Source organism: Pseudomonas palmensis (genome assembly GCF_017848315.1).
GTDB lineage: Bacteria > Pseudomonadota > Gammaproteobacteria > Pseudomonadales > Pseudomonadaceae > Aquipseudomonas > Aquipseudomonas palmensis.
This window is the reverse complement of the sequence record NZ_JAFKEC010000037.1, coordinates 32,989-51,359: the sequence shown is the minus strand read 5'-3', so window position 1 is coordinate 51,359 and position 18,371 is coordinate 32,989. Positions and strand designations below refer to the sequence as shown.

The following is an 18,371-nucleotide window of genomic DNA, read 5'->3' as shown; positions in this document are numbered from 1 at the left end:
GGTGAAACTACTCTTAAACACTTGATAGCAGATGCCAAAACGATGGCGAGGGAGGCCGACAGCGTTGCTCAAAGCAAAGCCGAAGCTCGGGAACTAGCCATTCGTAACTAGAGCACCTTGATTGCAATTGCAATTCGAAAAATTGCAATTGCAATGCCCGACCGAACGTCACCTGACACGCTGATTCCCGTCTAAACCAGTATCGGGAATCACTATGAATGCTACCCCTGTTGTTGCAAGCGCATCGGGCCTCGAGCTTAGCCCCGCAGATAGGCTCATCAGAATGCCTGATGTAGAGGCTATGACGGGGCTCGCTCGCCCTACCGTATACAAGCGTCTCAAGGACGACCCAACGTTTCCTAAACCAGTCCCTCTGAGCAACAGTAAGTCCCGTGGAGCACCAGTCGGCTGGGTATTCGCGGAGGTTCAGGCCTGGGTGCGCCAGCGCATCGCATTGCGCGAGGTGGCCGCCTAATGAGCAAAAAAAAGGCCGACCAACAGGCCAGCCACGAAAATATCCAAGTACATGATACCAGCGGCAGCGCACAACGCATCCGTCTTCTCGCGCACCTGCGCCAGCATGGTTCGATCAACACCTTTCAGGCCATCACACTGCTGAACATCCTGCGCCCGGGGGCGCGCATCGCCGAACTTCGGGCCAAGGGTCACAATATCGTCACCCACCTCAGCACGCTAAAGGACGACCACGGCCGCGAGCACCAGAACGTGGCCACCTACTTCTTGAGCGCTGGCCCTGCTCAGAAGGTGGCAGCATGACGGCCAGGATCATTCCGTTCGATTACCAGGGCCACGCCGTGCGCTTCGACGTAGACGGATGGCTGCATGCCACCGAGATCGCAGAGCGGTTCGGCAAGGAGCCACATGAGTGGCTGCGCCTACCCGACACGGCCGCCTACCTGGCAGCCATTTCTAAAACCGGGAAATTCCCGGAATTGGTCAGGACCAAGCGCGGCCGCTACGGCGGCACTTGGCTTCACCCGAAGCTGGCGGTTGTCTTTGCCCGGTGGCTCTCTGTGGACTTTGCCGTCTGGTGTGACGAGCAGATCGATGCCCTGCTGCGCGGTGGTCAAGGCAACTGGCAGCAGGCCCGCCTGCAGTCCGCGGTTGGCTATCGCGGGTTGTGTGACGCCCTGGCCATCTCCTGTGAGGAGCATGGCAAAACGCCGCAGCGCCACCACTTCATCAACGAAGCCCGGTTGATCAACCAAGTGATCACAGGGCAGTTCGCCGGCCGTAATCGTGACCAGCTCAGCGCTGAGGAGCTTCTGTTGGTCTCGCTCATCGAGATCCGCGACGTGCTGCTGATCGGCCAGGGGAAAGACTTCGAAGCCCGTAAAAAGGCTCTGCTGAGCTACGTCCAGAGCCTGCGCGCTAAACACCTCAGGAGTGAAGTCGCATGATGCTGGCGCTCAAGACAGAAGATGACCGGTCGATATTTTCTATTGCAGGCAGTCGTGTTGCTCGGTATGGTTTGCCCGTCGCTGCAAATTCAGCGGCCGGGCGTAGGAACCCGATGAGCAAAAGGCGCAACAGCGCCCAGATCACTACTGCCGGCGTTTTTTTTCGCCTGCAGTTCCGTGTTATGGCGGCTGTGTGCGGGCAGGCTTCGGCCTGGCCGGGTTCCTTTTGCCCCGGTATTCCTACCCCGTGCACAGCTGCCACCCAATCCCGTAGGAAGGATCGTGGCAGCTCCTCGACAGCAGAAGGAGCTCCACCCATGCACGCCCTCAATCCGTCCGCAATTTCCCCAGAACATCAGAAAGCCTACTGCTCGCGTCTGTTGAAGACGTTACTGCGCTATTCCTCCGCCATCGAGCTGGGCCGTATCACTGCAACTCTTGAGGGCGAAGTCAGCAAGACGCTGGCCACGCGATTCGTCCCTGGTCTCAACGATGCAAGCTATGACGTTTATCGCAGCTTCTGGCTGAAGGGTGGTGCCAAATGAGTATTCCTGCCCGCCTCCGCGCCCTTACTCACCGCCGTATGGCCCTGAGCGCCCTCCGTGCAAATTCGTCCCTTTCCGTCCGCCTCGCACGCTACAGCCATCACGTAGAGATTGCCCGCGCCCTTGAAGCGCAAGGTGGTGCCAGATGACTCATGCTCTCCGCGCAGCCGGTGCCGTTCCAGGCTTTATCGAATGCCGAGTCGTGATCAACGTACCGGGCCAGAAGCCATTTCGTCTTCCAGCAATTATTGGCCGCAGCTCAGCCTCCGCCATAGCCAGCTTGCTGCATTCAGATTTCCCCGACGCTTCAATCAGCATTCAAGAGCGTTGCCAATGCTCTTTGGACGGTCTGGATGAAGCCTTGCGTGTATCGGATGACGTCAGAGCCATGCTGGTGGAGTGCCAACACCAATCGCGCCCAGGTGCCGCGCTGCTGAAGCACTTCAAGAACGCGGCTTGTGTCGGGGGTGTCCAATGAGCTGCTTCCCAAACGCTGCAATCCTTGAAGGTGAGGTGCTACCTAAAGCGGTCCTCGACGCCCACGCAATGAGTTCAATGAACTTTGCCCGCGAAGAGTTCGACAGGCTGGAGCGCATCCTCTTGCCGCTGCTAGACCCGCTGCTGTGTCGGGAGGAAAACACCATCGCCTCTGACGTTGCCCGCCACCTTGAGCAGATCCGCATCTTCAGCGCCAACTTCTGCTGGAAGCACCGCCACTTGGGCGCCTCGTATGGCGTCGTAGGCAAGTGCGCTGACATGGACGGGAGGGCTACCGCATGAATCCCCCTATCCAGATGCCCGACGACACCCACGACGATCTGCGCGAGGTGCAAGGCATCCTTGTACTGCTGAGCCTGGCGCTTGCCGTCATTGCCTCGCCCGCCACCCCCGTCATCGTGGCCCGTGTCACCGCCGCGATAGCGCAGCACACCGCCATGGCCTGGGCCGAAATGCTGGAAGGTGTGATCGCTGAGAAAGGGGGTGACCTGTGAATGCCGTGATTAAAGCTCCCATCGTTTGTCGCGACGATTTCACGTTCACAAGCCGGGACGATTGCGGGCGGATGGTCAACTGGCCGCGCAACAACCCCGGTGTGGCCGCTGACTGGGAAAAGGGCATCGCCTTTTTCGACAGTGAAATTGCCGAACTGGCGGCCAACGATGAGACCGCAGCATATGAGGCCATCAGGTTTGCTATTGCTGGCATGGGCGGGCGTACGACCAATCTAGAGCTGGGCTTTGCAGACGCCGTGGCCAGGGCTGCCGCACTGGGCCTGCGAGTAGTACGCAACGGCGCCGAACGCTTCACGCCTAAAGACTTCGACGGGGAGTAACACCATGAAAATTCAAAACGGTGCTTCAGCGCCGATGGGATCGGCTTGCCTGAAGAAAGCTGCCGAGCTGTTTTACGTGACTCACCCCAAGGCTTCTAGGGCTGTGCTTGGGCCATTCCTCAGCCAGGCCGATGCCGAGTGCGGGCGCGTAGTTTTGCGTAGCGCTGACGCCATGGTGACGGCTTGCCTCGTCGATTCGCTGGACGAACTGACCTACTGGCACGCGGTGAACAATGGCCAGGTCTGCCGGGCATTCAATGGCGCTGATCGGGAGGGCGTGAGCCATGACTAAGGTCACGCCTATTCGCCGCAAGGGTGCCGGTGGTCCACCTACTGCTGGCGCTCACATCGACAGCGGCAGCTATGCGCTGCTGGTGGAAACCCTGATTGGCTTTTTGGAACTGCGCATTGTCGAGGATGATGCTGGCCGTCACTGCCCTGAGCTAGAGCGCCTGACCCAGCAACTGGAACGGCTCGCCCAGCGTTTCACTCCGCCGCAGGGGGCCGCATGACCGACGCCACGATCCTTTTCCGTGAAGCGCTCCAGTCGGTCTATGGGCTGCTCGACTGGCTGCCCCTGGGCGATGGCGACATTCACCGCTTCCACGTCCCCGGCGACAAGTCTGGCACCCTAAACGGCTGGTACTGCCTGTTTGCCGATGGCATCGCGTCGGGTGCGTTCGGGAGCTGGAAGACGGGCGGCACCAGCACCTGGTGTAGCCGTGAGCCGGTGGACGCCCGCGAAGCCGAGCAGGTGCGCCAGCGCATCGAGCAGGCCCGGCGCCAGCGGGAGGCCGAACGGCAGCGGCGCCAGCTCAAAGCGGCGAATCTGGCTCACCGTTGGTGGCGTGACGCCCGCCGCGCTGATCCTGACCACCCTTACCTGGTCGCCAAGGACATTCGTTCCCATGGCCTGCGCCAGCGTGGTCACGACCTGCTGATCCCACTGTATGCCGGGGGCGTGCTAGTCAACCTGCAACGGATCGCCCCGGACGGCGAAAAGCGCTTTCTGTTCGGCGGTCGGATTAAGGGCACCTATTCGCCACTGGGACGCATCACACCGGGCAAGCCTTTGTGCATCTGCGAAGGCTGGGCCACGGGTGCCACGCTTCACGAAAGCGGCTACACCGTCGCCTGTGCGATGAACGCCGGAAACCTGAAACCGGTGGCGCTGGCGCTACGGGCCGACTACCCCGGCACAGAAATCATCGTCGCCGGCGACGACGACCGCCAGACCGAAGCTGAAGGCAAGGGCAACCCAGGGCGCACCGCCGCCCATGAAGCCGCGGCCTCGTGTGGTGGCCTGGTGACCTTCCCCGAGTGGCCAGCCGATGCGCCGCTGACCCTTTCCGACTTCAACGACCTTGCCGCCTGGAGGTGCCGCCATGCGCCCGCCTGAGAACAACGTCATCAACCTGCGCCCAGAGGCGCCCAAGGTCGAGCCTGATCGTCCGTGCTGGGGCGTGTATGAGTACTGGGTGACCAATGAGAAAGGCCGCAGGCTCAAGCCCGGCGTGTACTGGCACGGCTTCAAGCGCAGCGCCGCCGACGATGACGGCGACGACGACAAGGCCGACCGCCCGATCACTGACGAGTGGATCGCCACGCCCGTGACCGTCGCCGCTCGCACCACCAACAGCGACGACGGCAGCGAGGGACGGTTTCTGCGCCTGCTCACCGATAGCGGCCCCAAGGAATGGATCATTCCCATGGAGGTGTTCGGCGGGAGCGGAGAGGACGCCAGGCGGACGCTGTTTGGCATGGGCGTCATCATCGCTCTGAAGAAGCGCGGCCAGTTCATGGAGTACCTGCTGGACCAGCGCCCTGCCGAGGTGTTCGCCACCACCTGCCGCCCCGGCTGGCATGAGTCGGGAGCCTTTGTGCTGCCTGGACGCACCATTGGCAGCGACAAGGTGCGCTATCAGGCCAGCGCCAAGGGGCAAAACCTGTTCAGCGTGCGCGGGAGCCTGGACGGCTGGAAGGTCGAAGTGGCGGCCAAGTGCGAGGGAAACCCGGTGCTGACCCTGGCGATCGGCTGCGCCCTCGCTGGCCCGCTGCTGAGCCTAGTGGGCGTGTTGGGTGGTGGTGTTCACCTGGTGGGCGACAGCTCAAGCGGAAAATCGCTGGCGCAGCTGATCGGCTCATCTGTATGGGGCGACCCCGGCATATTCGCCGCGTCATGGGACATGACCAAGGGTGGTCTGGAGATTGAGGCGTCGAGCCGCAACGACACCATGCTGCCCCTGGACGAGATCAAGCGGGCCGACCCCAAGCGCGTACAGGAGATGGCCTACTCGCTCGCCAACGGTCAGGGCAAGGGCACCATGACCCGTGACCGGGAAGCCCGCGGGAAACTGAGCTGGCGCCTGCTCGCGCTATCCAGCGGCGAGCGCTCCCTATCTGAGCACGCGGCCATCAGCGGTAACGCCGCCCATGCTGGTGCTGAGCTGCGCATGGTGGATGTGAACGCCGGCACCCGTACACACCGCGCCTTCGACGAATTGCACGGCCTGGAAGGTGCCGACTTCCACCGCCAGCTCACTGTGGCCGTGGGAGCGAACCACGGCCATATCGGGCCGGCATTCGTGGAGAGGCTGCTGGCGAGTGATGACCGCCCCGGCCTGCTCGAGGACTTCGCCGGAATCCGCGCCCAGTTCGTCGAGGACAACGCCCAGGCCGGACGGGTGGCCGATCGCTTCGCGGTGATCGCGCTGGCGGGCGAAATGGCCATTGCCTATGGATTGCTGCCCTGGACGCCGGGCACCGCTCTGGCCGACTGCCAGTTGCTGTACAGCGAGTGGCTGAGCCGGGTGGGCGGCGGCAACGCCGAGGATCGCCAGATACTAGCGGGCATCCTCGACTTCATCGACAAGCACGGCAGCAGCCGGTTTTCGGACGTAGAAGATCAAACGCCAGACGCCAAGGTTTTCAACCGTGCCGGGTACTGGGAGGTGATCGGCACCAAGCGGCTGTACTTGTTCAACAAGTCCGCGCTGACCGAGGCAGCCCATGGGCACGGATTGGCGCGTGTAGTGAAAGCACTGGAGGGCGCTGGCGCAATCGCCAAGCACGACACCGACCGAGACAGCCGCAGGACCAAGAAATACCGCCTGCCTGCTGGTGGGTCTGCCCGCCTGTATGTGATCGACCCCGATGCCATGGACAGCGAAGGCGGTGGCCTATGACCGCCGTCACCACCCAACGCCAATGCCCGAATACACAGGAACCTAAAAACGTGGGGAACAGGGGGAACGGGGGAACAGCCAGTAAATTCGGGGGCTGTAGCCGTTCCCCCTTATTGAAGTGTTGGGGAACAGGGGGAACACAAACATGTTTTTGAATATAAGCGCCTGTGTTTTTCCTGATGCTTGGTTATCACTGTTCCCCAGTTTTTCGGGTGGGGAACACGTACCCCCGCTGAAGGCCCCGGAAATACAGGGTGTTCCCCGCGTTCCCCCGTTCCCCCGATTTTTTTTCACAGACACATTTGGGCGTTATGGCAATTCAAGCGAGGTGGCTCCATGAGCCTCCTTGCTGACCTGCTCCATCACATGCCGCCAAACGTTGCTGGCGCTGGCGAATCACCCGTGGCGAAACGTGCCCAGGATCGCCCACACCTGGTGCTGGTCGAGCCTGCGCAATTGCCGTCCAGCCCGTACACGAACGCCGCCAATGCCACACCCGAGTGGCGTCAGGCCCGTGACCGGTACATCAACCACGTTATGACCTGCCGGGGCTGCTATGCGCCTGGTGGTCGACATTGCGTGACCGGTGCCGAGCTGCGCGCCACCTACGACAACACGCCCATGGAGGTCCACCCATGAAGCCCACACAGACCATGCGCCTGTGCGATATCGCCCTGAAGCCAGGGGCCAGCGCCAGCACGCAGATCATCACCACCCGGCGCATCTGCCGCAACATCAACCGCAACCTCGATTCGGTCCGCGATGAGCAGCGTGCCATGCGCCGCCAGGCAGGCAAGCTGAAAGCGTTCTTGCCGTTCACCCGCCAGGCCATTGCCGATCTGGAGCAAGAGGCACAAGCGCACCGAGAGGATGAGCGCAGCAAGGCCGTGGCCGCGTTGGCCGGATTCGGCCAATCACTGCTGTTCGACCATGACGGGCTGGCCGGTGTCCTGGGATTCGACCGTATGTGCGACCTGCTGAGCGTGAACGCCGTGGAGCGCGAGCAGGCCAGGCGGGATGGCGTCACCAGCCTGGAAGGCCTGGTGTTCACCCATGCGCTGGAGGACAGCGCAGAACGCCGGGGGCAAGAGTGGAATGACGCGCCGCTGTTCAACGCCTGCCATGCGGCGATGGCGGACTTCATCAGCGAGTGCCCCAAGCATCTGCTGCCTGATCCCTTCGCACCCGGGGCACCGTTCGGGCCGAAGCTGCCACCCAAGCTGAGCGTGGTGTGAGCCATGACCACGCCAATGAAACAGGCGGATTCAGCCGCCAAGACGAAACAACGGGTTTCAGATGAGCAGCGGCACCTGGTGCTGGAGTTGCGCCGCCGTCACTCGCTGCGCGAAGTGGCCGAAGCGACCGGCCTGCCGCTGGGAACGGTGAAGACCCTGGTTTCACGCTCCGGGATATTCCGCGACAACGGGCAGCACCGCGCCATGTTCACCCTGCCGCAGATCAGCGCCAGCACCGAGACCCTACCGAGCGTGCCCGAGCTGCCGCCGCAGGAGGTGGTGAGCGGCGACAAGGAGGTGGATGCGGTGCTCTGGCTGCGCTCGATCATCGGCACCGGCCATAGCGCTCTGATTGAGCGAGCCATGGAGGGCGCCAAGAAGATCAATACGCCGCTCGATCTGCTCGAAAAACGGTACCGGGATTACCTGGTGGCCACCAACCCCGGCCACCCATTCGCCGCCATGTCGTCGTTCGGGTTCGCTGACCTGGAAGCCCTTGCCACGCGGGCCATCGAGAAGCATCAACTGAGGCAGGAGGGCGCCGCCCGCTTTGGTGATGACCTCCTGGCCGATACCGAGGCGGAATCGTTTTGCATCGATGCGCTGCGCGGGCTGGAGACTACCGGCCAATTTGGTGACTTCGACAAGGGCGAGGTAGCCGCCCGGTTCAACGCCCACCCTGAACTGCTGCCTCACACCCTGGCTGATTGCCTGTACGAGCTGGGCTACTGGGACCACCTCTACCGGCTGCGCAACGCCGTCGATCGGGACGCCAGCGACGGGCCGCCCGAGGCAACGGCACGGGATTGGTTTGTGTTCGGCCTGCTGGCGCAGATCCGGCCCCGCAACAAGGCCGAGGCGCTGACGGTGTTCCGCTACCTGATCGCCAGCCAGCGCGATGACATGGCGGAGTCTGAGGCAATTCTTTGCAACCTGATTGGAGCCGCGCCAAGAAACGCAACTGCGCGAAAACGTGGCGCGACATAGAGCAACACCACCGGGCACCAGCCCATGACCAGCGCCAGTGGCGCCCATGCGAAAGAGATATCCATGAACGATCAATACCAAGGAGAAAGCAATCTATGACCACGTTCCAAGAACGATTCACAGAGGCCTGCAAGGCCACCGACTTCGCCGACAATTCGAAGGCCATCAGCGGTTACGACGTGTGGGATGTTCGGTGTGTCCGTGATGGTAAGCACGTCGATATTGACGGCCCTTTCTTCACCGAGGACGAAGCACGAATTTCAGCTGATCTACTCCGAGGTACATTCCGCGGAGCTAGGGCCTATTCCTCCTGCCACTGTGCGGCATGGAATCCTGATCCGAAACGGGAGCAACTGATCCGTGATCAGGCTCGCATGTCGCGCGCTCTACTGGCTTGCCGACTCAATCTCCCGTCCCCCACTAACCCAACTCAGGAGACTATCTAATGGCCGCATTAGCAATCGAGTACACCCCGCGAACGACCATCATACTGGGCGGCTTTCTCGGGAAGAAATACGGAAGGAAGCACCCTTACCTTCTTTCCGGCCATGGCGACATCCGGGAAGCGACGAGGGCGATAGATGTGAATCATCCGGGGTTCGCTCAGGATCTCGCGAGAGCCAAAGCCAGGGGGCTTGAATTCGCAGTATTCCGAAACGGCAGGAATGTCGGCGAAGAGGAGTTTGGCCTAGGCGGCTGTCGCGAAATCAGGATTATTCCGGTGATCTGCGGAAGCAAGCGGGCGGGTGTTTTGCAGACGGTTATTGGAGCGGCGCTAATAGTAGGTGGTTTGGTGCTGCAACAACCGTGGATGATGCAAATGGGGGGAGCGGCTCTTATCGGAGGAGTGATCCAGGCGATTAGCCCGCAAAGCCAAGGGCTCAAGACTAGTGCGGCGCCCGAGAACACACCGGGCTATGCCTTCGGCAGCGCCCGAAACACCACTGCCAGCGGCAACCCCGTGCCGCTCTGTCTGGGGCGTCGGCGATGGGGCGGAGCTATCATCAGTGCTGGTATTTACGCTGAAGACCAAATGTAGCGGGTGTTCATTCGCGGCGGGAGCGTGATAATTTCATGCTCCTTTCCGCGCTAAGAATGGATGAAGCATGATGCGTCTTGCAGGATTAATTTTGGCTGCCGCTACTTCGCTGGCCGGTTGCGCCACCTCCCCGATCCCTTCTAACCAGGCTGACCCAGTACCAACTTCCAGGTTGACTGGATATCAGGTCAAGCCAACGACTGGTCATGGAACGCTAGTTGTTACCAGGGATACCGGGTTTACGGGGTCTGCATGCAATACGCTGGTTTACATCGATGGCAAACAATCTGCAGAAATTGGTTCTGGAGAGACCGCGAAGTTTTACCTGCCTGCTGGTGAGCGCATTATCGGAGTTAACTCAACGTCCTTATGCGGAGGCGGGCTTAAGGAGAGGTCGTTTGTGATGGATGCTGGCGCAACCAAAAAATATCGGATCTCTATTGATACCAGCATGAGCATGGACCTCTCGCCGACAGCGTTCTAGCCTGCCATGGCCTCCCTCTACACCGCGCCACGAAATGCGACCTCACAGTTTTGTGGCGCGGGACAGACCAAAGCGTCTGAGTCGGACCATATCGTCTGTCTCGCTGAGCTGGCGCCCAGGTTGTGGGAACGAGGCGGTAACCAGTTCTGGTAACCACGCCTGGTAACCAGTCTGGCCTGGTTACCGGGAGGCGTTACACGGCCACACCCGCGCAGGGGCAGTTCCGGCCAGGAACTAGTATTTGCTAACAGGGCCGGCACCCGGACGGCGGTACTGGGCCGTTCTCATGTGAACATTTGTCAACGGCTGTCCGGGTCGCTGGCGCGGAACAGATCGCCCAGCATCCAACCTGGTATCCACGAAATGAGCAGATCCAGCAGGGCGTGGCGGGCCTGGTTCGCGCAGCGCTTCACGCACGATCTTCGCGCAGTCGGAGTGCGTGATGCCGCGGAGGTACGCAGCCAGGTACGCATTCTGACGCTGGTGCTGGGCAAGTTCGCGCCGGTGGTTCGCACTTAGGTTCGCAACCCCCTATGCACGAACCTTCCGTGCGAACCTGAGTGGCCTGCCTGTTGAGAAATGTTGAGGTTGCCAGCCGGCGGTTTCCACCCTGGTTTCCACGGTAATGGAGCCTTGCCAGCGGCAACCGGTCCAGTGCTCCGAGCATCGAATGAGCACATGAAAACCACAATGCTCGCTGCCCAGCGCCAGCCAGCACTTTGACCACGCTTTGACGGAATGTGAGACAGGCATGATACGGAACCAGCACCGGGTGGGCGTCAGAGGCCCGGCCTATGCGGGAGGCCGTCAAAGTAAGGGCTTTTGCCGTCTCATACCCCCGACAGACCCCTGACGGATTCTAGACAGGCACTAGACGGATCAGGAAGCATCTGACGGCCGTAGCCCACATGGGGCGCCGCGTGCGGCTGAATTCAAGCCGTAGTCCCGTCAAGAGTTCTCAGCGCGGATTCTGGACAGGTTCTGGACGGATCGGCGCCAGCACCAGCAGGTAGAACTCCAGGAAACCAGCGGCTGGCTTAGCGCGCGGGCAACCCGATCATGCCTGGGCCGCTCGCCTCGTCCAGAATGGCCCGTACCCTAGACCTGCCCTTGACAGACCTTGACGGAAATTCTTGACCCTTCTTGACGGATTCGACCGCTGGCGCTTGAGCGGGATCGGCTGTGAGCCTTGCTGTACAGGGGCTGGCGATAGAACTGCCTGAACTTCGGTAGCGGTTGCCGTCAAGAAATTCGGTGGCCTCGTCAATGGTAAAATGCAATGAAACCTCTTAGCTCTATGAGGTTTGCCGCCGTCAAGCTATATCCGACAAAAGGGCTTTGACATTTAAAGCTCAGGGTGTAAATTTAGTACTCTTTCTAAGTTTATAGCTGGAGCTAATCATGGCCGCATTTCAGAACCCTTTCAAGCCGGGCGCGGGGCACATGCCTCCCTACCTCGCAGGTCGGGAGGACGAAAAAAAGGAATTCGCGCGCCTATTAGGTCAGAAGACCATCCTAGAGAACCTGGTGCTCACTGGCCTGCGCGGGACTGGTAAGACCGTTTTACTCGAAACCTTCAAACCTATGGCTCAGCAAGCTAAGTGGTTGTGGGTAGGTACCGACCTTTCTGAGAGCGCTAGCTTAAATGAAGGCAGTATCGCTACCCGGTTGCTCACGGATCTCTCGGTGGTGACATCCGGAGTAAAAGTTGGCGAGTTTCAAGTGTCTGAAGGGATTGGTTTTTCTAGAACTGAATCCATGGTGAGTCAAACTTTAAATTTTCAGACACTTCAGAGTATATATGAATCAACGCCGGGTCTTGTAGAAGACAAAGTTAAGCGAGTGCTGGAGATCGTTTGGAGTGCTATTGCTGGCTTGGGTGTTTCTGGAATAATATTTGCTTATGACGAAGCGCAAAATCTATCTGATCATGCGCAGAAAGATCAATTCCCCCTTTCTATGCTGCTGGACGTGTTTCAGTCAATACAGCGAAAAGGGATTCCCTTCATGTTGGCGCTTACGGGGCTACCAACGCTTTTCCCAAAATTGGTTGAAGCGCGGACCTACGCTGAGCGTATGTTTCGGGTGGTAATGCTCGACAAACTGAGCGAAAGTGCAGTTCAGGACGCGATTCGGATTCCGCTGCAAGAATGCCCGGTTAAGCTATCTGACCCCTCAATGCGGCAAATTGGGCAGCTTTCTGGAGGATACCCATACTTTGTTCAGTTTATATGTAGAGAAGTGTATGACGTATTCATACAGCAGATGGATAACGATGAGCAGATTGGCGTCCCCGCTGATGAAATTCTACGCAAGCTAGACAGCGATTTTTTTGTTGGACGTTGGGCACGGGCGACAGACAGACAACGTGAGTTGCTTGGTGTTATTGCTGAACTTGAGCATTGCGACGGCGAGTTTTCCGTTCAGGATGTAACAGTCAAGTCGAAGGAGATGCTAGAGAAACCGTTCAGTAGTAGCCACGTTAATCAAATGCTTTCGAGCCTGGCTGATTCTGGTTTGATTTATAAGAACCGTCACGGTAAATACTCATTTGCTGTGCCGCTTCTTGGTCAATTTATTAGGCGGCAAAAAGAATATATGTAATTTTAGTTTTATAAAAAGTTAGAGCCGGCGAAGGCGGCGCTTCGTCGGCTCTGTGTGAGCTGTTTAGAAGGAGCTCACCCTTGCAGTGCGGCTGCTCACGGAATGTTAGTCGTTTCCGTGACGTTAGCCCACTTTTCCGGCTGGTTTGCAAATCGCCTAGGCTGACCTCTAATGGCCGCCGGCTGACCAACCCGCCTATTTAGGTCAGCTCCAGTTATGGGGATTTATTTTGGCAGCTGTCAATCCTTGCCCATCAGCTATGGTTTCTCGACAGATGATCGGAGAGCCACGGATGCGAGAACTACAGATTGTTGCCGAGGTGCTCGAGCGCCTCAGTCATAACCAGGACGCGCTGAGGGCCTCAGTGGAGGAACTGACCAAGTGGGTTGGCGAGCGGGGATCGGATGCGGTTGTGGGTAACGTCAACGGCGCGCTGGCGACCATGGATGACAATATCGATGCCGTGCGACAGGGAATCGCAGAGCTGGTGGCTGCGAGCATCCGATAGCCCTGCAGAGCCGGCTGGCCAGCCTCGGCGAAACTACCAATATTGATCGACTCGACGAGTGCCCGTGTGTGGAAAACGACACGCTGTGCAGATGTTGACATGGTGGCCTGGCCCCTAAGGCGGTACAGCGCCGGGCAAGTGCGGGCGCCGCCGTCCGAGTGAACCATGTAGGCCTGGTCGCGGCGCGGGAGCAGACCCATGGTGACCTGATGCTGGCGGCGAAGATGCGCCAGACCGGGGCGGGCCAGCGGGTCTGACGAGAAAGAGGAGGAGCAACGAAAATGTGCAGGCGGCGCAGGTACAGCAGGTGACCGATCGGCCTGCCGTGAACTACCCGGATGCTGGGTAGTTATCAGATAATCCGGTGCCCAGCTCGCCACGTTGAGCACCATCACATCGAGGGCCGCGACATGTCCGTTATCGATTGCGACTACCTACCCCAACCGGAGCCGGTCCAGTTCCCGCCAGAGCTGGCGCTACTGATTGTCAGGAAGGCCGCTGCCATGGCCGAGGCATTCGAGAGCAAGGCGCTCGACCAGATGACCATGGACGCCAGCTGGGCACTTCGCGATGGAATGGAGCCGCGCAGGATCATCAGGCAGATGGGGCTGTAGATACTGGCAAACTTTCCGGTATCCGTTCAGACAAAGGGGTTGCTGTCATCGCAACGCCCGCCGGCGAGCAGACACGGTCGTTGGATGGTGAAGCGCCAAGCCACCATTCCGGGGTGCTGGTGCCCGGCTATACACCACCTCCCAAGCATCATCATGTTAGAGGCTCTTGGCATGGAGCTGCGTAGGAAGGATGATGGCCCTAAGCCATTGAGTTTGGAGGGAGCAACTGTGACATGAGGTCCGATGATGAAGAGTACAAGCTGTACGAGAAGATCTACCTCGCTGAGGCTGACCGTAAGGAGAAGTTAATCTCCAGGCTGAATCTGCCGCTCGCGCTGATCGTAGCCCTCTTGAGCTTCCTCTCTTACCTCCTTCCCAAGGCACCGGCGACAGAAACGACCGCGGGTATCTTTTTCTGGATTCTGTACCTAGGGGCAGGGATTTTCGTTGTCAGAGCGATGTGGCATTTCGCTTGGGCCTGGCGCGTCCGCTTTGATGACCTAGCCATACCGGTGGCCGAGAAGCTTGAGGCACATCGGAAGACGCTGATCGACTACTACGACGGAAGCGTTGAGCAGGCAAACAGCTTCTTTATGCAGATCATGATGGACTACTACGTCATGGGAGCGACGAGGAATGCCACCAACAACGATCGACGAAGCAACGAGCTCGACGGTTTGTCGAGGAACGTCATCTACGCTGTGATTTGGTCGTTGATCTCCTTCCTACCGATCTTTATATCAACCCACCCATAGGAGCACTTCATGTCCGAGCGAAAGCCGCCACCACCTCCGCCGCCACCAATGAGAAACATCAAGAGTGATGTGGAGCTGCCAAGGCGCGTACCTCCGCCGCCGCCACCGCCGCCGCCCTCAAGAAAAGGGTAATAACAAGCCCTCTTAGGAGGGCTCGTTCATGGTTCCCTGATCGGAGTACTTTTCGTTTTAGGTATATGTTTAGGTATACAGTGGTGGCATTCCGTCATCGAAGTTCCCGATTTTATTGGGTTGGAGGTGCCTGATTCGACTCCTGTCTCCGGCACCATCTAACTGTTCCGATACGTCTCCCCTTGTATACGGAACCCCCTGAAAAGCCCGCCAAGTGCGGGCTTTCTTGTTTCTGGCTGTCTCGTTCTGTCTCTAGGCATAGGAGTTGGCCGCATTCGTCGGGCCACACGTTTCCCCGGCGCTGATTGAGCGCACCCGAAACCGCCGCCGCGTACATCGCCGCGACTCCAGACTGAGGGGTTAAACATGACCAGTTTTCAACAGCGCCTCGCTGCGCTGACGGGGTCGGCTTGCCCGACGAAAGCCACCGAGCTGTTTTACGTGGGCCATCCGGAGACCAAGCGGGCCTTGCTGGGGCCGTTCTTGAGCCAAGCCGATGCCGAGTGCGGGCGCGTAGTTTTGCGTAGCGCTGACGCCATGGTGACGGCTTGCCTCGTCGATTCGCTGGACGAACTGACCTACTGGCACGCGGTGACCAATGGCCAGGTCTGCCGGGCCTTCGCTGGCGCTGATCGGGAGCGGGTGAGCCATGGGTAAGGTCACGCCTATTCGTCGCAAAGGTGCCGGTGGCCCACCTACTGCTGGCGCTCACATCGACAGCGCCAGCTATGCGCTGTTGGTGTAAACCCTGGTGGGCTTTCTGGAGCTGCGCCTTGCCGAGGGTGATGCGGGCCGTCACTGCCCTAAGCTGGAGCGCCTGACCAACCAACTGGAACGGCTGGCCCAGCGTTTCACACCGCCGCAGGGGGCCGCATGCCCGTCCAGAATGGCGCCAGCCTTGACCTGCCCTTGACCATCCTTGACAGAAATTCTTGACCTTTCTTGACGGATTGACCCGCTGGCGCTTGAGCAGAATCGGCTGTATGCCTTGCTGTGCAAGGGCTGGCGCTGAGTTTGGCTGACCTGTAGGAGCGGAGGCCGTCAAGAATTTCCGGGCGTGCTCGTCAAGGGAAAACCGGGCAGTCACGGACCTGACAAAGCCTGATATTCCGGGCGTGCGAAGGGGGCGACCAAAGTGACCAGGCCCATTAGCATTCGACTTGACCAGACATTCCATGACCATCACGCTGCCTTGCAATGATCGGCAGCGATCGGCCAATTTCTGCCGCTCGCCGCGACCGTGGAGCGGTCATCAGGGCGGCAGCTATATGTTTCAACTTAGCTAGTCCCGCGCGGGCTTCCCAAGCTGGCCTCATCGACAATATGCTTCGAATCCGTATGAAAGATTAAGCCACTGAGCCATGTCCATAACTCACCGCCATCCGACGACGACGACCGTCAAAAAGTTGTACGCCAACGCATATCGTTGTGCCTTCCCGAGTTGTAGGCGTCCGCTTTATAGAGTTGATCCAGAAACGGGAGACCGGACGTTGAATTCGAATGTGTCGCATATTTGCGCGCGAAGCGAGAACGGTCCGAGGTGGGACGAAAGTCAGTCGGAAGCCCGCAATCGCCACTTCGACAACTTGCTCCTGTTATGCCTGGAACATGCGTGGGAGATAGACCAGCCTGGCCGCACACACTTGTTTACACCCGAGGTGTTGCGTAAATGGAAAGCTGAACAGCTTGCGGATTTTGACGCCTTTGGTCGGCAGGGGTGGGCTCTCACTGACGACATGGCCGAAACTGCTTTACAAACTTCGATTAGCCTTACGGCGGCAGCTATCTCATTAGGGGGAGAAGGCGGCCGCGCGCCAGGTGCCGGCGGAGGTGGCGGTGGCGCCATCGGGGCGAACGCGAGAGGAGGAGATGGCGGCCCAGGTGGAAAGGTAACTGTTGAGGGGGTCTCTAATCCGACCGAGGCGATACTTGCTCTTCTCGATTTGGGGCGAACGATGCTGAACGATAAAAAAAATGGCCCAATTCCTGGCGCAGGCGGCGGAGGTGCCGGCGCGATCGGTGAGAATGCCGCTGGTGGGAAAGGTGGGGGCGGCGGCGACAGTGTAATTGCACATATCTCAGAAGAAGAAATGGCGGCGCTTCGCTCGGAAGGTTTCGAACGCATTGAATGCATAGTCCCCGAGGGAGGACAAGCCGCGAAATATCCGGGAGAACATTCGGAGGACGGCGGAGAAGCGGTAGTGAACTTCGTCACTGCCGATGGGCGAGTTCTGCGCACGATCCGAGCAGCTGGAGGAAAGGGCGCTCAATCCGCATGTGTAATCCCTGCCGGTTCTCGTCAAATTACTCCCTCGGATATCTCCGAAGGTTTTCAGGTCAGTGCAATTTTGCCCGCAGATGTCGTGTATTTCCGGGACGGGGTTTGCAGCGTGCTAGGGGGAGGCTTCACGTTCACTAGCGTCGAGACTCTTCCAGTTGATCTATCCTGGTGTTTGTTACTTAAGGTGGATTTCGGGGCTTCGGTCGGTGATACGTCCTTTGCCATATTTGTGAGCGTCGACGATCCATATGGAAAAGAGGAGCTCCGATTACCAGTGATCGTCAAGCGAGATGACTCCGGGGAGCCGGCGAGCCTCTGTTATGTGATGCTGAGATTCAACGCACAAAAGCCTGGACCTCACGCGATTCGAGTTCTGTCTGGCCCGTTTGTCTTAGCTCGGACGTCGATTGAGGTCAGACTGCCTTCAACGTGACACGTTAGGACCGCTGATCGCAGGCCGCATCGACCGGCAGAAATGGGTCGTTCTCTGCCTGTCATGTCCCAACGATGTACTGGCCAAATGCGATTCAAATGACAGGTTGGGTCGAATGCAAATAGGTGGTGAAATTAGGTGCAAATTCGCACGGAGAGCTGAATCGCCCCTGGTTTCCTAGACACTCTCCAAGCTCAAACTTGGGCGTCATGCATGCCTCTTCGCATTCTGAGCAGGACTTCCGCATTCGCTCTCGGCCACAGTATGACGACGGCGTGTTCCTCGCAAGACTTTCACTCCACCTCAACGTCAGTCCCCTACCGGCTACAGGGCGGGCATCCCTATGATCGCCTGCCCATCGTCCAACGCCACGAAATGGGTCCTAAATACCGTGGCCTTTCGAGCGCAATAACGGGACGATCTCCCCGACAAGAACCTCAGCAACCCTGATACAGGTCCTAGCGCAGGTATCCCCATGACCGACCAAGAACGCTTGTCCACCATCCAACGCTACGCCTGGACCCTCGAACTTCTCGGTGAAGCGCTCGTCCAGCATGACGAGGTGCTGGAGTGCGAGCACAACCCGCAGCTGAGCTTTCGCAACACGGCGGGTATTCATCAGGCCATCCGGATCATCAGCCAGTTGGCCAGTGAGCAGTGTGGAAAGTTGCTCAAGCCTGACGACTGATTAGCGCAGACTGGCTCCATTGGCCATGAATTTAAATAGAACCGCTCTATATCGCCATTCCCATCAAACCGCACTTTCCCAACGTTAATACACGAAATAAAAATAACAATTATCATTGACTAATGGC

Annotated in this window: 24 protein-coding genes; all 24 read left to right on the top strand. The window is 59.1% G+C overall.

Annotated elements, in window-relative coordinates; translation table 11 throughout:
• Positions 1-214 precede the first annotated feature (214 nt).
• Positions 215-475: a helix-turn-helix transcriptional regulator gene (locus JZZ72_RS18550; RefSeq protein ID WP_210014871.1), complete on the top strand. Its 261-nt coding sequence runs from the start codon at positions 215-217 to the stop codon at positions 473-475.
• Positions 475-777, top strand: coding sequence for a helix-turn-helix domain-containing protein (locus JZZ72_RS18545; protein ID WP_210014870.1), 303 nt, complete (start codon positions 475-477; stop codon positions 775-777). The genes JZZ72_RS18550 and JZZ72_RS18545 overlap by 1 nt, the downstream gene beginning before the upstream one ends.
• Positions 774-1,421, top strand: a complete 648-nt coding sequence (locus tag JZZ72_RS18540; protein ID WP_210014869.1) for a KilA-N domain-containing protein — start codon at positions 774-776, stop codon at positions 1,419-1,421. Before JZZ72_RS18545 ends, JZZ72_RS18540 begins: the two co-directional genes overlap by 4 nt.
• A 317-nt stretch (positions 1,422-1,738) precedes the next feature.
• Complete coding sequence (locus JZZ72_RS27855) at positions 1,739-1,966, top strand: hypothetical protein (protein ID WP_236066299.1); 228 nt, start codon at positions 1,739-1,741, stop codon at positions 1,964-1,966.
• A gap of 145 nt (positions 1,967-2,111) precedes the next feature.
• Positions 2,112-2,444, top strand: a complete 333-nt coding sequence (locus tag JZZ72_RS18530) for a hypothetical protein (protein ID WP_210014867.1) — start codon at positions 2,112-2,114, stop codon at positions 2,442-2,444.
• A 68-nt stretch (positions 2,445-2,512) separates the two neighbouring features.
• On the top strand, positions 2,513-2,746 hold the full coding sequence (locus tag JZZ72_RS18525; RefSeq protein ID WP_236066298.1) for a hypothetical protein: 234 nt from the start codon (positions 2,513-2,515) through the stop codon (positions 2,744-2,746).
• Entirely contained in the window at positions 2,743-2,958 is a 216-nt protein-coding gene (locus tag JZZ72_RS18520) for a hypothetical protein (protein ID WP_210014866.1), read from the top strand. Before JZZ72_RS18525 ends, JZZ72_RS18520 begins: the two co-directional genes overlap by 4 nt.
• A complete protein-coding gene (locus JZZ72_RS18515) occupies positions 2,955-3,299 on the top strand; it encodes a hypothetical protein (protein ID WP_210014865.1) in 345 nt (114 codons plus the stop codon). The genes JZZ72_RS18520 and JZZ72_RS18515 overlap by 4 nt, the downstream gene beginning before the upstream one ends.
• Positions 3,300-3,303: 4 nt before the next feature.
• Positions 3,304-3,591, top strand: coding sequence for a hypothetical protein (locus tag JZZ72_RS18510; protein WP_159388132.1), 288 nt, complete (start codon positions 3,304-3,306; stop codon positions 3,589-3,591).
• Complete coding sequence (locus tag JZZ72_RS18505; protein WP_210014864.1) at positions 3,584-3,811, top strand: hypothetical protein; 228 nt, start codon at positions 3,584-3,586, stop codon at positions 3,809-3,811. Before JZZ72_RS18510 ends, JZZ72_RS18505 begins: the two co-directional genes overlap by 8 nt.
• Positions 3,808-4,698 carry a toprim domain-containing protein gene (locus JZZ72_RS18500; RefSeq protein WP_210014863.1) on the top strand — a complete coding sequence of 297 codons (891 nt, stop codon included), beginning with the start codon at positions 3,808-3,810 and terminating at the stop codon, positions 4,696-4,698. Before JZZ72_RS18505 ends, JZZ72_RS18500 begins: the two co-directional genes overlap by 4 nt.
• Complete coding sequence (locus JZZ72_RS18495; RefSeq protein ID WP_210014862.1) at positions 4,685-6,484, top strand: DUF927 domain-containing protein; 1,800 nt, start codon at positions 4,685-4,687, stop codon at positions 6,482-6,484. The genes JZZ72_RS18500 and JZZ72_RS18495 overlap by 14 nt, the downstream gene beginning before the upstream one ends.
• A gap of 336 nt (positions 6,485-6,820) precedes the next feature.
• Positions 6,821-7,123 carry a hypothetical protein gene (locus JZZ72_RS18490; RefSeq protein WP_210014861.1) on the top strand — a complete coding sequence of 101 codons (303 nt, stop codon included), beginning with the start codon at positions 6,821-6,823 and terminating at the stop codon, positions 7,121-7,123.
• A complete protein-coding gene (locus JZZ72_RS18485; protein WP_210014860.1) occupies positions 7,120-7,719 on the top strand; it encodes a hypothetical protein in 600 nt (199 codons plus the stop codon). Before JZZ72_RS18490 ends, JZZ72_RS18485 begins: the two co-directional genes overlap by 4 nt.
• A gap of 3 nt (positions 7,720-7,722) precedes the next feature.
• Positions 7,723-8,706: a hypothetical protein gene (locus JZZ72_RS18480; protein ID WP_236066297.1), complete on the top strand. Its 984-nt coding sequence runs from the start codon at positions 7,723-7,725 to the stop codon at positions 8,704-8,706.
• Between the two features lie 445 nt (positions 8,707-9,151).
• Complete coding sequence (locus JZZ72_RS18475; protein ID WP_054916624.1) at positions 9,152-9,745, top strand: tail assembly protein; 594 nt, start codon at positions 9,152-9,154, stop codon at positions 9,743-9,745.
• 67 nt (positions 9,746-9,812) lie between these two features.
• Positions 9,813-10,229: a DUF2846 domain-containing protein gene (locus tag JZZ72_RS18470; RefSeq protein WP_236066296.1), complete on the top strand. Its 417-nt coding sequence runs from the start codon at positions 9,813-9,815 to the stop codon at positions 10,227-10,229.
• 1,401 nt (positions 10,230-11,630) lie between these two features.
• The gene (locus tag JZZ72_RS18465) at positions 11,631-12,833 is read left to right on the top strand and encodes an ATP-binding protein (RefSeq protein ID WP_236066295.1); all 1,203 of its coding nucleotides are present in this window, start codon (positions 11,631-11,633) and stop codon (positions 12,831-12,833) included.
• A gap of 292 nt (positions 12,834-13,125) precedes the next feature.
• Positions 13,126-13,341, top strand: coding sequence for a hypothetical protein (locus tag JZZ72_RS18460; protein ID WP_210014859.1), 216 nt, complete (start codon positions 13,126-13,128; stop codon positions 13,339-13,341).
• A gap of 410 nt (positions 13,342-13,751) precedes the next feature.
• On the top strand, positions 13,752-13,955 hold the full coding sequence (locus JZZ72_RS18455) for a hypothetical protein (protein ID WP_210014858.1): 204 nt from the start codon (positions 13,752-13,754) through the stop codon (positions 13,953-13,955).
• A gap of 233 nt (positions 13,956-14,188) precedes the next feature.
• Positions 14,189-14,710, top strand: a complete 522-nt coding sequence (locus JZZ72_RS18450; protein ID WP_210014857.1) for a hypothetical protein — start codon at positions 14,189-14,191, stop codon at positions 14,708-14,710.
• 498 nt (positions 14,711-15,208) lie between these two features.
• Positions 15,209-15,499 (top strand): hypothetical protein, encoded by a 291-nt coding sequence (locus JZZ72_RS18445; RefSeq protein WP_210014856.1) that lies wholly within the window; start codon positions 15,209-15,211, stop codon positions 15,497-15,499.
• A gap of 833 nt (positions 15,500-16,332) precedes the next feature.
• Positions 16,333-17,556, top strand: coding sequence for a hypothetical protein (locus JZZ72_RS18440; protein WP_210014855.1), 1,224 nt, complete (start codon positions 16,333-16,335; stop codon positions 17,554-17,556).
• Between the two features lie 475 nt (positions 17,557-18,031).
• Positions 18,032-18,244 carry a hypothetical protein gene (locus tag JZZ72_RS18435; protein WP_078479484.1) on the top strand — a complete coding sequence of 71 codons (213 nt, stop codon included), beginning with the start codon at positions 18,032-18,034 and terminating at the stop codon, positions 18,242-18,244.
• The last annotated feature ends 127 nt before the right edge of the window (positions 18,245-18,371 follow it).

Bases quoted from the DNA above. Each gene is read 5' to 3' on its own strand.
- JZZ72_RS18550 (WP_210014871.1), top strand. From the start codon at position 215: ATGAATGCTACCCCTGTTGTTGCAAGCGCATCGGGCCTCGAGCTTAGC.
- JZZ72_RS18545 (WP_210014870.1), top strand. From the start codon at position 475: ATGAGCAAAAAAAAGGCCGACCAACAGGCCAGCCACGAAAATATCCAA.
- JZZ72_RS18540 (WP_210014869.1), top strand. From the start codon at position 774: ATGACGGCCAGGATCATTCCGTTCGATTACCAGGGCCACGCCGTGCGC.
- JZZ72_RS27855 (WP_236066299.1), top strand. From the start codon at position 1,739: ATGCACGCCCTCAATCCGTCCGCAATTTCCCCAGAACATCAGAAAGCC.
- JZZ72_RS18530 (WP_210014867.1), top strand. From the start codon at position 2,112: ATGACTCATGCTCTCCGCGCAGCCGGTGCCGTTCCAGGCTTTATCGAA.
- JZZ72_RS18525 (WP_236066298.1), top strand. From the start codon at position 2,513: ATGAGTTCAATGAACTTTGCCCGCGAAGAGTTCGACAGGCTGGAGCGC.
- JZZ72_RS18520 (WP_210014866.1), top strand. From the start codon at position 2,743: ATGAATCCCCCTATCCAGATGCCCGACGACACCCACGACGATCTGCGC.
- JZZ72_RS18510 (WP_159388132.1), top strand. From the start codon at position 3,304: ATGAAAATTCAAAACGGTGCTTCAGCGCCGATGGGATCGGCTTGCCTG.
- JZZ72_RS18505 (WP_210014864.1), top strand. From the start codon at position 3,584: ATGACTAAGGTCACGCCTATTCGCCGCAAGGGTGCCGGTGGTCCACCT.
- JZZ72_RS18500 (WP_210014863.1), top strand. From the start codon at position 3,808: ATGACCGACGCCACGATCCTTTTCCGTGAAGCGCTCCAGTCGGTCTAT.
- JZZ72_RS18495 (WP_210014862.1), top strand. From the start codon at position 4,685: ATGCGCCCGCCTGAGAACAACGTCATCAACCTGCGCCCAGAGGCGCCC.
- JZZ72_RS18490 (WP_210014861.1), top strand. From the start codon at position 6,821: ATGAGCCTCCTTGCTGACCTGCTCCATCACATGCCGCCAAACGTTGCT.
- JZZ72_RS18485 (WP_210014860.1), top strand. From the start codon at position 7,120: ATGAAGCCCACACAGACCATGCGCCTGTGCGATATCGCCCTGAAGCCA.
- JZZ72_RS18480 (WP_236066297.1), top strand. From the start codon at position 7,723: ATGACCACGCCAATGAAACAGGCGGATTCAGCCGCCAAGACGAAACAA.
- JZZ72_RS18475 (WP_054916624.1), top strand. From the start codon at position 9,152: ATGGCCGCATTAGCAATCGAGTACACCCCGCGAACGACCATCATACTG.
- JZZ72_RS18470 (WP_236066296.1), top strand. From the start codon at position 9,813: ATGATGCGTCTTGCAGGATTAATTTTGGCTGCCGCTACTTCGCTGGCC.
- JZZ72_RS18465 (WP_236066295.1), top strand. From the start codon at position 11,631: ATGGCCGCATTTCAGAACCCTTTCAAGCCGGGCGCGGGGCACATGCCT.
- JZZ72_RS18460 (WP_210014859.1), top strand. From the start codon at position 13,126: ATGCGAGAACTACAGATTGTTGCCGAGGTGCTCGAGCGCCTCAGTCAT.
- JZZ72_RS18455 (WP_210014858.1), top strand. From the start codon at position 13,752: ATGTCCGTTATCGATTGCGACTACCTACCCCAACCGGAGCCGGTCCAG.
- JZZ72_RS18450 (WP_210014857.1), top strand. From the start codon at position 14,189: ATGAGGTCCGATGATGAAGAGTACAAGCTGTACGAGAAGATCTACCTC.
- JZZ72_RS18445 (WP_210014856.1), top strand. From the start codon at position 15,209: ATGACCAGTTTTCAACAGCGCCTCGCTGCGCTGACGGGGTCGGCTTGC.
- JZZ72_RS18435 (WP_078479484.1), top strand. From the start codon at position 18,032: ATGACCGACCAAGAACGCTTGTCCACCATCCAACGCTACGCCTGGACC.